The organism is Ramlibacter aquaticus, assembly GCF_015159745.1.
Classification (GTDB): Bacteria; Pseudomonadota; Gammaproteobacteria; order Burkholderiales; family Burkholderiaceae_C; genus Ramlibacter; species Ramlibacter aquaticus.
This window is the reverse complement of record NZ_JADDOJ010000018.1, coordinates 43,454-57,329: the sequence shown is the minus strand read 5'-3', so window position 1 is coordinate 57,329 and position 13,876 is coordinate 43,454. Positions and strand designations below refer to the sequence as shown.

Below are 13,876 nucleotides of genomic sequence, written 5' to 3'. Positions count from 1 at the left end.
GGCGTGGGGGCGGTCGGGGCGGGTGTGCAGCACCGGCCCGCAATAGCACAGCCGCGCCACGCCCTGGCGGTTGAGCAGGTGGGCGTCGATGCGGGCCACCTGCGGCGTGGTGTCTGCGCGCAGCCCCATCATGCGGCCGGAGAGCTGGTCGACCAGCTTGAAGGTCTGGATGTCCAGCGCCTCGCCAGTGCCCGTCAGGAGCGACTCCAGGTGCTCCAGCAGCGGCGGCATGACCAGCTCATAGCCGTAGGACCGCGCGGTGTCCAGCAGCTCGCGGCGGAGTTCTTCGATGTGCCGGGCCTCGGAAGGCAAAACATCGGCGATGTGATCCGGCAGGACCCAGGCGGACATAGGGGGGACGCTGTTAAAAACAGTATTTTACGCGGCCCGCCGAAGCAGCCGGCCACCGGGTCCGGACGCGGGTCGCCGGAGGGGGCGCGTCAGCCCAGCACCCAGAGCAGCACGAGGCCCGCCAGGATGCTGCACAGGCCGAAGAAACGCAGCTGCCCGTCCTGCAGCGCCAGCAGCCGGGTGAAGGTCCGCTTCCAGCCGCCCGGTGAGACGAAGGGAAGCAGCCCCTCGAACACCAGGACCAGCGCGAAGGCGGACCAGAACGTGTCCTGGTCCATGCCTGCCCTGCCCTACTTCTTGCCGTGCGGCGCCGCCGCCGCGGGGGCCGAGCCACCGCGGAAGGCCTTGAAGAAATCGGAGGACGCCGGGTCCACCACCAGCACGTCGCCCTTCTTGTTGAAGCTGGCCTTGTAGGCCTCCAGGCTGCGGTAGAACTGGGCGAACTGCGGGTCGCGGCCGAAGGCCTCGGCGTACACGGCGGCCGCCTGCGCGTCGCCCTCACCCTTGATCTTCTGCGCGTCGCGGTAGGCATTCGCCACCGTGACTTCGCGCTGGCGGTCGGCGTCGGCGCGGATCTTCTCGCCTTCGGCCGCACCGGTGGAGCGCAGCTCGTTGGCCACGCGCTTGCGCTCGGCCTCCATGCGGCGGTAGACCGATTCGGTGATGGCCTCGACATAGTCGGCGCGGGTGATGCGCACGTCGACCACGTCGATGCCCCAGGGCTTGCTGCCCTTGACCACTTCCAGCACCTCGCGCTTGACGTCGGCCATCAGCTGCTCGCGCTTGGTGGAGAGGATGTCGCGCACGGTGCGGCGGTTGATCTCCTCCTGGAAGGCGTTGCGCACCACGCGATTCAGCTGGTTGGCGCCGGCCGCCTCGTCCAGGCCCACGTTGCGGATGTAGGCCTGTGGGTCGGTGATGCGCCAGCGCACGTACCAGTCGATCACCATGCGCTGCTTCTCGGCCGTCAGCATGGGTTCGGTGTCGGGGCTCTCCAGCGTCAGCAGGCGCTTGTCGATGTAGCTCACGTTCTGGAAAGGCGGCGGCAGCTTGAAGTTCAGCCCCGGCTCGGTGATGACTTCCTTGATCTGGCCGAGGGCGTAGACCACGCCGAACTGGCGCTGGTCGACCACGAAGAGCGTGGAGCTGAGCAGCGCGACGGCCACCAGCAGCGTGGAGACGATGAATCCGATCCTGTTCATGTTCTGGGGCCCTTCAGCGCGTTTCGCGCTCACGGCTGCGGCCGCTGTCGCGGGTGCGGGCGTCGTTGATGGCGCTGGAAGGCGCGGGAGCGGCGGCCGGCGCGGCGGCGCCGCTGTCGGCCGGCGGCGCGGCGGGCACGGCGGCGGACCCGCCCTGCGCGACCTGCTGCATGATCTTGTCCAGCGGCAGGTACAGCAGGCTGGCACCCTGGCGTGAATCGACCAGGACCTTGGTGACGTTGCTGTAGATCTGCTGCATGGCCTCCAGGTAGAGCCGGTCACGGGTGACCTGGGGGGCGCGCTGGTACTCGGTGAGCAGCGACTTGAAGCGCTGCGAATCGCCCTGCGCCTGGGCCACGATGCGGGAGCGGTAGCCCTCGGCCTCCTGCGTCAGGCGCGAGGCGGCGCCCACGGCGCGCGGCACCACGTCGTTGGCATAGGCCTGGGCCTCGTTCTTGGCCCGTTCGCGCTCCTGGCCGGCCTTGAGCACGTCGTCGAAGGACGCCTGCACCTGCTCGGGCGGCCGCACGCCGCCCTGCTGCAGGTTGACGCCCACCACCTCGATGCCCACGTTGTAGCGGTCCAGGATGGACTGCATCAGGGTGCGCACGCGCGGGCCGATCTGGTCGCGCTCCTCGGCCAGGGCGGTGTCCATGCGCATCTTGCCGACCACTTCGCGGACGGCGGTCTCGGCAGCCTGCACCACGGCCTCGCCGGGGTTCTTGCTTTCGAACAGGTAGGCGCGCGCATCCTTCAGGCGGTACTGCACGGCGAACTTGATCTCGACGATGTTCTCGTCCTCGGTCAGCATGGCCGAGTCCTTCAGGCCGGTGGCCTTGACCACGCTATCACGGCCCACGTCCACCGAACGGATCTGCGAGACGTACACGGTCTCGTGGCGCTGGATGGGGTACGGCAGGCGCCAGTTGAAGCCTGCGCCCACGGTGGACTTGTAGCGACCGAACTGGGTGATGACGGCCTGCTGGCCTTCCTGGACGATGAAGAAGCCGGTGCCCAGCCAGATCAGCACGATGACCACCAGCACCAGGCCGGCGCCTATGCCCGCGCTGCGCATGTCGGGCGGAAAACCCCCGCCGCCATTGCCGCCGGCATCGCCGCCGCGGCGGCCCCGGCCGCCAAAGAGGCCGCCCAGGCGCCGGTTGAAATCGCGCCAGAGCTCGTCGAGGTCGGGCGGACCCTGGTTGGGGCGCTGGGGATCGCCCGGTTTCTGGTTGTCCTCGCCACGGCCCCAGCGGGGGTCGTTGAGGTTGAACATGCCCCGCGCCCGGTTCCGCAGTTCCATCCAGGCCAGCCGGGGTCGTGAAAAGTTCATGCGATCGTTCTCTGTTCTTGTGTTACGCGCACATTGTGCCAATCACGCGGGCGTTTCGTGGTGGTCAGGCGAAGCTTCCCCTTCACCCGGCACGGCCGGCGGCACCGCCGCCGCCAGCGCCGCACGCAGCCCATCCAGTCCCTCGCCCGCCTGCGCACTGACGTACACCCTGGGGACCGCCCGGCCTTCCAGCTCGAAGCTGTCCTGGCGCACGTGCGGCCGCTGGGTGGCCGCCAGGGCGTCGATCTTGTTGAAGACCAGCACCTGGGGCACGTCCTGCGCACCGATCTCGTGCAGCACGCGCTGCACCTCGGCGATCTGCTCCGGGTGGTCGGGGTTGGCGGCGTCCACCACGTGCAGCAGCAGGTCGGCGTCGGCCGCCTCCTGGAGCGTGGCCCGGAAGGCGTCGACCAGGCCGTGCGGCAGGTCGCGGATGAAGCCCACCGTGTCGGACAGCGACACCGAGCGCCCGGCCTCCCCCAGGTACAGCTGGCGGGTGGTGGTGTCCAGCGTCGCGAAGAGCTGGTCGGCGGCATAGGCCCGCGCCTTGACCAGGGCGTTGAACAGCGTGGACTTGCCGGCGTTGGTGTAGCCGACCAGGGAGATGTTGAAGGCGCCCCGCCGCTCGCGCTGGCGCCGCTGCGTCTGGCGCTGTTTCTTCAGCTTTTCCAGGCGCTCGCGGGTGCGGCGGATCGCGTCGCCGATCATGCGGCGGTCGAGTTCGATCTGCTTCTCACCCGGGCCGCCGCGCACGCCGGCGCCACCGGTCTGGCGCTCCAGGTGCGACCAGCGGCGCACCAGGCGGGTGCTGACGTATTGCAGCCGCGCCAGCTCGACCTGCAGCTTGCCCTCGTGGCTGCGCGCGCGCTGGGCGAAGATCTCCAGGATCAGCAGGGTGCGGTCGTTGACGGGGCGGTCGAGGTGGCGCTCGAGGTTGCGCTGCTGCGCCGGGCTCAGGGCCTGGTCGAACAGCACCTCGGTGGCGCCCAGCTCATCGGCCAGCGCCTTGATCTCGTCCGCCTTGCCCTTGCCGATGAAGAGCGCGGGGTCGGGCGCACGGCGCTTGCACGCGACGCGCGCCACCGGCTTGAGGCCGGCGGTCTGCGCGAGCAGGCCGAGCTCTTCGAGCCCGGGGTCGAAATGGGGCAAGCCCAGGTCCACCCCGACGAGGATCGCCAGGGCTTCGGGGCGCGCGGTGGAAGTGGAACTCAAAGCGGGGACGGGTGGCGCCGCGGCGTCCCGTCGGCAGGACGGGCCGGGCTCAGCTGCCGCCGCCTTCGGGCGTCTCGGCGGCCTGGAAATTGACGGCGCGGCCGGGCACGATGGTGGAGATCGCGTGCTTGTAGACCATCTGGGTGACGGTGTTCCTCAGCAACACGACGTACTGGTCGAAGGATTCGATCTGGCCCTGCAGCTTGATGCCGTTGACCAGGTAGATCGAGACCGGCACATCCTCTCGACGCAGCGTGTTGAGGAAGGGGTCTTGTAGAAGCTGCCCTTTGTTGCTCACGATATTCTCCGTGTTCCGCATGTCGGAAGTGTTGTTGGAAACTGCACCTTACCACGAAAGCCTGCGGCGCAAAGGGTGCCTGTCCCGTCCAGATGGGACGGGAAAATCAGCTTTCAAGGGAGGGCGTTCAGCGCCCGCCGTCTTCCTTGTCCGCGTAGGGATTCTTGGAGGTTTTCATCTCCACCCGAAGGGGCGTGCCCACCAGGTTGAATTCCTTGCGGAAGCGCCCTTCGAGGTAGCGCTTGTAGGCCTCGGTCACGTGTTCCAGCGAGTTGCCGTGGACCACGATCACCGGCGGGTTCATGCCGCCCTGGTGGGCGTAGCGCAGCTTGGGACGGAACATGCCCGAGCGCTTGGGCTGCTGGAACTGCACCGCATCCAGCAGCAGCCGGGTGAGCACCGGCGTGGGCATCTTGACCATGGCCGACCGGTGCGCCTGGGCGATCGCGGCCCACACGGGGCCCAGGCCCTGGCGCTTGATGGCGGAGATGAAGTGCAAGGGCGCGAACTTCAGGAAGGCCAGACGGGTCTCGATCTGGCGCTGCAGCTGCTCGCGCTGGTAGTCGTCGACCGCGTCCCATTTGTTCACGGCCAGCACCACGGCCCGGCCGCTCTCCAGGATGTAGCCGGCGATGTGGGCGTCCTGGTCGGTCACCCCCTGGGTGGCGTCCAGCAGCAGCAGGACCACGTTGGCCGATTCGATGGCCTGCAGGGTCTTGACCACCGAGAACTTCTCGATCGCCTCGAAGACACGGCCCTTGCGGCGCAGGCCCGCCGTGTCGATCAGCTCGAAGCGCTGGCCGTTGCGCTCGAACGGCACCGAGATCGCGTCCCGGGTGGTGCCCGGCAGGTCGAAGGCGACCAGGCGCTCCTCGCCCAGCCAGGTGTTGATCAGGGTGGACTTGCCCACGTTGGGGCGCCCGGCCACGGCCAGCTTGATGACGCCGCTGTCGGCGCCCTCCTCCGCGTCCTCGTCGGGCTCGGGCAGGTGCTCGAAGGCCAGCTCGACCAGGCTGCGAATGCCTTGCCCGTGGGCGGCGGAAACCGGGTGCACCTCGCCCAGGCCCAGCTCGTAGAACTCGGTGAGCTGCACGCCCTCGGTCATGCCTTCGGCCTTGTTGGCCACCAGCACCGTGGGCTTGCCCAGCTTGCGCAGGTACTTGGCGATGTCGTGGTCCTGCGCCGACAGGCCGCCACGGGCGTCGACCACGAAGACCACCACGTCGGCCTCGGCGACGGCCTGGCGGGTCTGCTTGGCCATCTCCATGTAGATGCCGCTCTCCGCCGTCGGCTCGAAGCCGCCGGTGTCGATGACGATGAACTCGCGCTTGCCCTGCTTCGCGTTGCCGTAATGGCGGTCGCGGGTCAGGCCGGCGTAGTCCGCGACGATGGCGTCGCGCGACTTCGTCAGGCGGTTGAAAAGGGTGGACTTGCCGACGTTGGGGCGGCCCACCAGGGCCATGACAGGTTTCATCAGTCGGGCACGAAGCCGTAGACCCCGCCGTTGCGCGTGACGGCCACCAGGGTGTTGCCGGCCAGGACCGGAGGCGCCGCGATGGCGGAGCCGTCGGTGGGCAGGCGGTTGAGCAGCTTGCCGTCTTCGCGCGAGAGCAGGTGCAGGTAGCCGAAGGCGTCGCCCACGACGACGGAACGGCCCAGCAGCAGCGGCGCGGTCACGCCCCGGTGCAGCAGGAGCTCGGAGGTCCAGCCCTTGTCGCCGTTGGTGCGGTTCCAGGCCAGCACCTTGCCGTCCTGCTCGGTGCCGTAGAGCTGGGCACCGTCGCCCGAGAGCCCGTCACTGCCGCTGGACGGCTTTGTCCACTGCAACTGGCCGCGCACGGCGTCCACGCAGCCCACGCTGGCCTGGAAGGCCCGCGCGCACACGCTGTCGCCCACCCGGCTGGCGGGGCCGACCAGGTCGACCAGGCGCTCCACGTCGTTGAGGCCGCGCGGGCTGGCGATGGGCTGCTCCCAGCGCGAGGCGCCGGTGTTGGGGTTGAGGCCGGCGAGGCGGCCGGACAGGCCGACCACCAGGGTGTCGCCCACGGCCAGCATGACGCCGGGGTGGCGCAGCACCAGGGCCTCGCCCGGTCGCGTCTGCGTCCACAGGCGCTTGCCGGTCTGGCCGTCGAAGGCCGACACCGCGCGGTCCGCGGTGTGCACGAAGACGCGTTCGCCCGCCACCAGCGGGGGCGTGTACGCCACGGAAGGAAGGCGCTGGCGCCACAGCTCGCGCCCACCCTCGAGCGCGACCAGGTCGTTCGACTGGGTGACCACGGCCACCACCTTGCCGTCGGTGCCCACGCCCGCGGCCACCGGGCCGCCGACGTTGCCACGCCACAGCTCCCGGCCGGTCGCGGCGTCGAAGGCCGCGACGCTGCCGTCGCTGGCCGCGGCCACCACGCTGGTGCCGCTGACGGCGACCCGCAGCGCCAGGTTGACCGGGCCCAGCCGGGCCGTCCAGGCCTGGCGCACCGCGAAGGTCGCCGGGTTGGCGGTCAGTTCGGCCGGCTTGGGGGCCGTGGTGCCGCCGAACCAGCCGGAAACGGTGGAACAGCCCGCCAGCGCCAGGGCGCAGAGGGCGACGGCCGCAAGGCGGCGCATGGGTCGGCGGGATGCGTTCGTCATGGTTGTTTCGCGGCTTCGGAAGCGGCAGGCGCGGCGGGTGCCGCGAGCGTGCGGGTGTCCACCCCCAGGGCGGTGAGCTTCACATCGACCAGGCGGCGGTATTCGTCGCGTTCCGAGAAGCCCTTGAAGGCCTTCTCGTACTCGGCCTTCGCCTCGGCCTTCTTGCCCTGCAGGTTGTACACGTCGCCGCGGCGATCGGCCGCCAGGGCCTCGAAGGCCTGCGGGAAGCCGCCCGTCAGCTGCTTGAGCGCGTCGTCGTAGGCCTTGCGTTCGACCAGCACCGCCGCCAGCCGCAGGCGGGCCACGGCCTGGTAGCCTTCGTCGCGCGCGCTGCCGGCGACCCACTCGAGCGCCGTCCGCGCACCATCGAGGTTGCCCTTGGCCGCCAGCGCCTGGGCCGTTTCCAGCCCGGCCTGTCCGGCCCAGGCCGTGCGGCCGAAGCGGTCTTTCATGTCGCCGAAGGCACGCTCCAGGCGGGCGGTGTCGCCGGCCTGGGCGTAACGCTCCACCTCGTCGTACAGGGCCGACGCCTGGGCCGCCTGGTTGCGCTGCCAGTACTGCCAGCCGTTCCAGGCGGCGATGCTGCCGAAGACGATGATCGCGACCCAGGTGATCAGGTTGCCGTACTCGTTCCAGAAGTGCTTGAGCTGGTCAAGCTGCTCCTGTTCTTCGAGGTCGAGGTTGTTTGCCATTCTTGTGCGTGTTGCGTGGAGCGCGCGGCGCGCGCCCCGGAGCCTGCGATTGTAGTGAGCCGCGCCTTCAGCGCAGCAGCTCGGCGGCCCAGGCCTGCGGATCGGCCAGCGGCCGCTGCGATTGCGCCCCCTGCCCGTCCCGCAGGGACTTCAGCGTGAGCTGCCCGGTGAGGATCTCGTCGGCGCCGAAGATGAGGGCGTGGCGGGCACCGCTCGCGTCGGCCTTCTTGAACTGCGACTTCATGCTGCCCATGCCCTCGCCCGTGCCCGCGTGCATCTGCACGCTGACCCCGGCGGCGCGCAGCGCCTGCAAGGTCTTCATGGCCACCGGCAGGGCCTCGGGCGCCGGCACGATGGCGTAGGCGTGCGGCGCGGGCGGCTCGAAGGCGCCGGCCTGCGCGGCCAGCAGCTCCAGCACGCGCTCCAGGCCCATGCCCCAGCCGACCGCCGGGGTCGGCTTGCCGCCCAGGATCTCGAACAGGCCGTCGTAGCGCCCGCCCCCGCACAGCGTGCCCTGCGCACCCAGCTCGTCGGTGACGAACTCGAACACGGTGTGGCTGTAGTAGTCCAGCCCGCGCACCAGGCGCGGGTTGATGGTCCAGGCGACGCCGCAGGCGTCCAGCAGCGACTGCACGGTCTCAAGGTGCCGGCGCGAGCCGTCGCCCAGGTAGCTCAGCAGCTGGGGCGCTGCGCGCACCATCTCCTGCATGGCCGGGTTCTTGGTGTCCAGGATGCGCAGCGGGTTGGTGTGCAGGCGGCGCTGGGCATCCGCGTCCAGCAGGCCGGCGTGCTGCTCGAAATAGGCCACCAGGGCCTCCCGGTGGGCGCGCCGCTCCGCTGGCAGGCCCAGGCTGTTCATCTCGACCCGCACGTTGCGCAGGCCCAGCTCGGCCAGCAGCGTGTGGGCCAGCACCATGAGTTCGGCATCCGCCTCGGGCCCGGGAAAGCCCAGGATCTCGGCACCCAGCTGGTAGAACTGCCGGTAGCGCCCGCGCTGCGGCCGCTCGTGGCGGAACATGGGGCCGGTGTACCAGAGCCGCTTGCCGCCGTCGTAGGTCAGGTTGTGCTCGATCGCTGCGCGCACCACGCCGGGCGTGTTCTCAGGGCGCAGCGTGAGCTGCTCGCCGTTGAGCCGGTCCTCGAAGGAGTACATCTCCTTCTCGACGATGTCGGTCGTCTCGCCGGTGCCGCGCACGAAGAGCTGGGTGGGCTCCACGATGGGCGTGCGGATGTTGCGGAACGCGAAGCGCCCCATCAGGGACCGGACCTTGTCCTCCAGCCATTCCCACCGCGCCGAATCGGGCGGCAGGATGTCGTTCATGCCTTTGACGGCACTGAGTTTCTCTGCCATGTGTTCTTGTTGTCAGGCGTGCTCGGCCGGCTGGCCGAAACGCTTCTCGATGTAGTCTTCCACCAGCTTGTGGAACTCCTGGGCAATGCCCTCGCCGCGCAGCGTGAGGGCCTTCTCGCCGTCGATGAACACCGGCGCGGCCGGTGCCTCGCCGGTGCCGGGGAGGCTGATGCCGATGTCGGCGTGCTTGCTTTCGCCGGGGCCGTTGACGATGCAGCCCATGACGGCGACGCGCAGCGATTCCACGCCCGGGTACTTGCTGCGCCACAGCGGCATGTTGGCGCGCAGGTGGTCGTCGATCTGCTTGGCCAGCTCCTGGAAGGTGGTGCTGGTGGTGCGACCGCAGCCCGGGCAGGCCGTCACGCTGGGCACGAAGGTGCGCAGGCCCAGGGCCTGGAGGATTTCCGAGGCGATCACCACTTCCTGCGTGCGCGACTCGCCCGGCTGCGGCGTGAGCGAGACGCGGATGGTGTCGCCGATGCCTTCTTGCAGCAGCACGCCCAGGGCGACGCTGGAGGCCACGGTGCCCTTGGTGCCCATGCCGGCCTCGGTCAGGCCCAGGTGCAGCGCGTAGTCGCAGCGGCGGGCCAGTTCGCGGTAGACCGAGATCAGGTCCTGCACGCCGCTCACCTTGCACGACAGGATGATCTGGTCACCGTCCATGCCCATGGATTCGGCCAGCTTCGCCGATTCGATGGCCGAGCTGACCAGGGCCTCGTACATCACGGCCTTGGCGTCCCAGGGCTCGGGGCGGCGGCTGTTCTCGTCCATCAGCGAGGCGAGCAGTTCCTGGTCCAGGCTGCCCCAGTTGACGCCGATGCGCACCGGCTTGTTCCAGCGCATGGCCGCCTCGATCATCTGGCCGAACTGCCGGTCGCGCTTGTCGCCCTTGCCCACGTTGCCGGGGTTGATGCGGTACTTGGACAGCGCCTCGGCACAGGCCGGGAACTCGGTCAGCAGGCGGTGGCCGTTGTAGTGGAAATCGCCCACCAGCGGCACGGCGATGCCCATGCGGTCCAGCTGCTCGCGGATGTAGGGCACCTGGGCCGCCGCCTCGGGCGTGTTCACGGTGATGCGCACCAGCTCGGAGCCGGCCTGCGCCAGTTCCTTGACCTGGATGGCGGTGCCTATCGCGTCCACGGTGTCGGTGTTCGTCATGGACTGCACGCGCACGGGTGCGTCGCCGCCGATGGTGACCACGTTGTCGCCCCACACGGCGCGGGCCTGGCGCGAGCGCCGGGGCAAGGGAGAGGCTGCCGCGATCGGCAGGCAGGGCTCGGGCATCACTTCACCTCGAATCGGGCCACGTTGTCGTGGGAATACGGCTGCAGGTCGAAGGCGCGGCCGCGCAGCTGCACCTGGGTCAGGTCGGCCTTGCCGACCGTGACCTTCAGGGGCGGCTTGCCTGAGGCGGAGGCACTTTCGCCCGCACCCAGCATGCGGCGCAGCACCACCGTGCCGCCGGCCTCGCTCACCTCGATCCAGGAAGGACCCGAGGCCTTGAACGTGAGCAGCCCGTCGGCCGCCGGGCCGGCCGCTCCGCTGGCGGTGGCGGCGGCCGGGGCAGGCGACGCCGTTGCCGGTACTGCGGCCACCGGGCTGGCGGCCACGCTGGCGGACGCGGCGGGCTGGGCCGGCTCGCCGGCCGACGGGGGCGCCAGACGGGCCGGCAGGGATTCCGGGCGCGCGGCTGCCTCGCTCATGGCCGCGGAGGCCGGGGGCGTCGCCGCAGGTGGCTGTGCAGACGATGCAGCCTGTGCGGCGCTCTGCGCCCCACCCGCCGTTGGCACCGCGCCGGCGTCAGGCGTCGTGCCGACGACCGCCCGCGCACCGGCCGCGCCAGACGGCGCGGGCTGCACCGCGGTCTTTTCATCGCCCCGCTGCGCCATGGGCAGCAGCAACAGCACCAGCGCACCCAGGAGCAGCGCGGCCACGACCAGGAAGGCGGGCCGCGTGAGCTGCGCGAAACCGCTGGGCGGCGCGCCGTCGGAGGCCGCGCGGAACGGCGTGTTGATGCCCTCGCTGTCGGCCACCAGGCGGGGCTGCACGCCCTGGGGCAGCCGGTCGAGCACGGGCTGGGCCGGCACCTTGAGCGCACGGCAGACGCTGCCGGCCAGCCCGCGCACGAACACCGGCTCGCCCACCTCCTCGAAGCGCTCGGCCTCCAGGGCCTCGAGCTTGCGCACCGGCACCTTCAGCGCCACGGCGAGCGCGGCCACGTGCAATCCGGCGGCCTCGCGCGCCTCCCGCAGCAGCCGTCCTGCGCCGGCCCCGCCCAAGGACGTCGCGGCAGCGGGTTCCATCACCTCACTCATCGTAGGCACCCCGGTCGTAGGCCTGCGCCTCGCGCGAGCCGGGGAAACGCTTGCGCAGCTGCTCGCCGAGCTGGCGCATGGCCACCGGGTCGTTCAGGCGGCGCTCCACGCGGATGCCCAGCCACAGGCTCTCGGCATTGGCCAGCTCGCTGTTGTTCAGGCGCCGGATGTAGAAGCGGGCCCGTTCCAGCTCGCCGCGGCGCACCAGCAGCAGGGCGAGGTTGTAGCCCGTCACGGGGTTGCCGGCGTCCAGCTCGTAGGAGCGCATCAGGGTGCGCTCGGCCTGCTCGGGCTTGCCGGCGCGCGCCTCGCACAGCCCTTCGGCCATCAGCGTCTTGGCGCGGCCGGGGTACAGCGGGCTCGCCATGGCGGCCTCGAAGGCGCGTTGCGCCTCCGGGTAGCGCGAACCCTGGCACAGCAGCCAGCCCAGGTTGTGCTGGGCATTGCCGTCGCGCGGGTTGATGGCGACGGCGCGCTTGAAGCTGTCCTCCGCCAGGTGGTTGTCGCCCAGGCGCATGTAGATCAGGCCGCGCAGGTTCCAGGCATCGCCGAACGTCGGATCGATGGCCAGCACCTGCTTGACTTCGTCGAGCGCGATCTCGGGCTTGCCCTGCTCGAAGTAGCCCACGGCCAGCTCCATGCGGATGCGGGCGCGCCGGCGCGCGTCCGAGTCGTCGGATGCGGTCGGCATGTCCTGGTCATCGGCCCGCGAACCGGGCGCGGCACAGCCCGCCACCGCGCCCGCCAGCAACCAGGCCAAAGCCAGCATGGCCAGGGCCCGGGCCCAGACCCCTCTCGCCTGCGGCGTCCACCTCATGGTTTTGTGTCCCCTCTGGCCCCGGTCGAGGCCGGCGCCTGCTTGAGCATCACGATGCGCTGGCGGGCCATGCGCTCGGCCACGCGGGTGCGATCCTTGACGTCGCCCGCCAGCTGGCCGCAGGCGGCAGCGATGTCGTCGCCACGCGTCTTGCGGACAGTGGTGACGATACCAGCATCACTCAGCATTTTCGCGAAGGCCAGCACCTGCTTGTGGGGAGAACGCGTCAGGCCCGAGGCCGGGAAGGGGTTGAAGGGAATCAGGTTCAGCTTGCACGACACGCCGCGGCCGGCATGCCGCTTCACCAGGTCGACCAGCTGCTGCGCGTGCTCGGGCTGGTCGTTCACGCCGTCGAGCATGCAGTACTCGAAGGTGATGAAGTCACGCGGCGCGCGTTCCAGGTAGCGGTTGCACGCGTCCAGCAGTTCGGCCAGCGGGTACTTGCGGTTCAACGGCACCAGCTGGTCGCGCAGGGCGTCGTTGGGCGCATGCAGCGACACCGCCAGCGCCACGGGGCAATCCTCGCCCAGGCGGTCCATCATGGGCACCACGCCCGAGGTGGACACCGTGACGCGGCGGCGCGACAGGCCGTAGCCATGGTCGTCCAGCATCACGCGCAGGGCCGGCACCAGGGCGCCGTAGTTCTGCAGCGGTTCGCCCATGCCCATCATCACCACGTTGGAGATGACGCGCTCGCTGGTGCCCAGGTGGCGGCGCAGGAAGTGCTCGGCAAACCAGAGCTGGGCCAGGATCTCGCCGGTGGACAGGTTGCGCGAGAAGCCCTGGTGGCCCGTGGAGCAGAAGCGGCAGCCCACGGCGCAACCGGCCTGGGAGGAGACGCACAGCGTGCCGCGGTCGTCCTCGGGGATGAAGACCGCCTCCACGGCATCGCCGTGGCCGACGTCGAACAGCCACTTGATGGTGCCGTCGGCGGATTCCTGCTGGGAGATGACGGGCAGGCCCTGCACCAGGGCGTGCACCTGCAATTTCTCGCGCAGCGAACGGGCCAGGTCGCTCATGGCCGTGAAATCGCTGGCGCCCCGCTGGTGGATCCAGCGGAAGAGCTGCGTCGCCCGGAAGCGTTTTTCGCCCAGGCGCTCGCAGAACGCCGCCAGACCCTCGTGGTCGAAATCGAGAAGGTTGACCCGCTCGCGGGCCTCGGGACTGGCGGTCATTTCATGGGTGGTCCCGCGTTCAGCGGGAATAGACCGCCATGGCCGGGAAGAAGAACGCCACCTCGTTGGCGGCCGTCTCGGGGGCGTCGGAGCCGTGCACCGCGTTGGCGTCGATGCTGTCGGCGAAGTCGGCGCGGATGGTGCCGGCGGCGGCCTTCTTGGGGTCGGTGGCGCCCATCAGGTCGCGGTTCTTCAGGATGGCGTTCTCGCCTTCCAGCACCTGGATCATCACGGGGCCGGAGACCATGAAGTCGACCAGGTCCTTGAAGAAGGGGCGCTCCTTGTGGACGGCGTAGAACTGCTCGGCTTCGCGGCGCGACAGGTGGGCCATGCGGGCGGCGACCACCTTCAGGCCGGCAGCCTCGAAGCGGGCGTAGATCTGGCCGATGACGTTCTTGGCGACGGCGTCGGGCTTGATGATGGACAGGGTGCGTTCGAGGGCCATGGTTCTTCCTGGGGTTCTGAAATGATGTGGCGCCCGGACGGCCTCCAGGGCCGGCGG

At 70.2% G+C, this 13,876-nt stretch carries 15 protein-coding genes; all 15 read right to left on the bottom strand.

Annotated elements, in window-relative coordinates; translation table 11 throughout:
- A partial coding sequence (locus IM725_RS06695) for an ATP phosphoribosyltransferase regulatory subunit (protein WP_193779798.1) occupies positions 1–351 on the bottom strand: 351 nt, incomplete at its 3' end.
- An 89-nt stretch (positions 352–440) separates the two neighbouring features.
- Positions 441–629: a DUF2065 domain-containing protein gene (locus IM725_RS06690; RefSeq protein WP_193779797.1), complete on the bottom strand. Its 189-nt coding sequence runs from the start codon at positions 627–629 to the stop codon at positions 441–443.
- A gap of 12 nt (positions 630–641) precedes the next feature.
- Positions 642–1,553, bottom strand: coding sequence for a protease modulator HflC (gene hflC, locus IM725_RS06685; protein WP_193779796.1), 912 nt, complete (start codon positions 1,551–1,553; stop codon positions 642–644).
- A gap of 13 nt (positions 1,554–1,566) precedes the next feature.
- On the bottom strand, positions 1,567–2,886 hold the full coding sequence (gene hflK / locus IM725_RS06680) for an FtsH protease activity modulator HflK (RefSeq protein ID WP_193779795.1): 1,320 nt from the start codon (positions 2,884–2,886) through the stop codon (positions 1,567–1,569).
- A gap of 42 nt (positions 2,887–2,928) precedes the next feature.
- The gene (gene hflX / locus IM725_RS06675; protein WP_193779794.1) at positions 2,929–4,098 is read right to left on the bottom strand and encodes a GTPase HflX; all 1,170 of its coding nucleotides are present in this window, start codon (positions 4,096–4,098) and stop codon (positions 2,929–2,931) included.
- Positions 4,099–4,147: 49 nt separating this feature from the next.
- Positions 4,148–4,396, bottom strand: a complete 249-nt coding sequence (gene hfq / locus IM725_RS06670; protein WP_407692506.1) for an RNA chaperone Hfq — start codon at positions 4,394–4,396, stop codon at positions 4,148–4,150.
- Between the two features lie 127 nt (positions 4,397–4,523).
- Positions 4,524–5,870, bottom strand: coding sequence for a ribosome biogenesis GTPase Der (der, locus tag IM725_RS06665; RefSeq protein ID WP_193779792.1), 1,347 nt, complete (start codon positions 5,868–5,870; stop codon positions 4,524–4,526).
- Positions 5,870–7,024, bottom strand: a complete 1,155-nt coding sequence (gene bamB, locus IM725_RS06660; RefSeq protein WP_193779791.1) for an outer membrane protein assembly factor BamB — start codon at positions 7,022–7,024, stop codon at positions 5,870–5,872. The genes der and bamB overlap by 1 nt, the downstream gene beginning before the upstream one ends.
- Entirely contained in the window at positions 7,021–7,716 is a 696-nt protein-coding gene (locus tag IM725_RS06655; protein ID WP_193779790.1) for a YfgM family protein, read from the bottom strand. Before IM725_RS06655 ends, bamB begins: the two co-directional genes overlap by 4 nt.
- A 67-nt stretch (positions 7,717–7,783) precedes the next feature.
- Positions 7,784–9,067: a histidine--tRNA ligase gene (gene hisS, locus IM725_RS06650; RefSeq protein ID WP_193779789.1), complete on the bottom strand. Its 1,284-nt coding sequence runs from the start codon at positions 9,065–9,067 to the stop codon at positions 7,784–7,786.
- Positions 9,068–9,079: 12 nt separating this feature from the next.
- The gene (ispG, locus tag IM725_RS06645; RefSeq protein WP_193779788.1) at positions 9,080–10,351 is read right to left on the bottom strand and encodes a flavodoxin-dependent (E)-4-hydroxy-3-methylbut-2-enyl-diphosphate synthase; all 1,272 of its coding nucleotides are present in this window, start codon (positions 10,349–10,351) and stop codon (positions 9,080–9,082) included.
- Positions 10,351–11,370 (bottom strand): helix-turn-helix domain-containing protein, encoded by a 1,020-nt coding sequence (locus tag IM725_RS06640; RefSeq protein WP_193779787.1) that lies wholly within the window; start codon positions 11,368–11,370, stop codon positions 10,351–10,353. The genes ispG and IM725_RS06640 overlap by 1 nt, the downstream gene beginning before the upstream one ends.
- Positions 11,371–11,374: 4 nt before the next feature.
- The gene (pilW, locus tag IM725_RS06635) at positions 11,375–12,199 is read right to left on the bottom strand and encodes a type IV pilus biogenesis/stability protein PilW (protein ID WP_193779786.1); all 825 of its coding nucleotides are present in this window, start codon (positions 12,197–12,199) and stop codon (positions 11,375–11,377) included.
- Entirely contained in the window at positions 12,196–13,374 is a 1,179-nt protein-coding gene (gene rlmN / locus IM725_RS06630; protein WP_193779785.1) for a 23S rRNA (adenine(2503)-C(2))-methyltransferase RlmN, read from the bottom strand. Before rlmN ends, pilW begins: the two co-directional genes overlap by 4 nt.
- 19 nt (positions 13,375–13,393) lie before the next feature.
- Positions 13,394–13,819 carry a nucleoside-diphosphate kinase gene (gene ndk, locus IM725_RS06625; RefSeq protein ID WP_193779784.1) on the bottom strand — a complete coding sequence of 142 codons (426 nt, stop codon included), beginning with the start codon at positions 13,817–13,819 and terminating at the stop codon, positions 13,394–13,396.
- Positions 13,820–13,876: the final 57 nt, after the last annotated feature.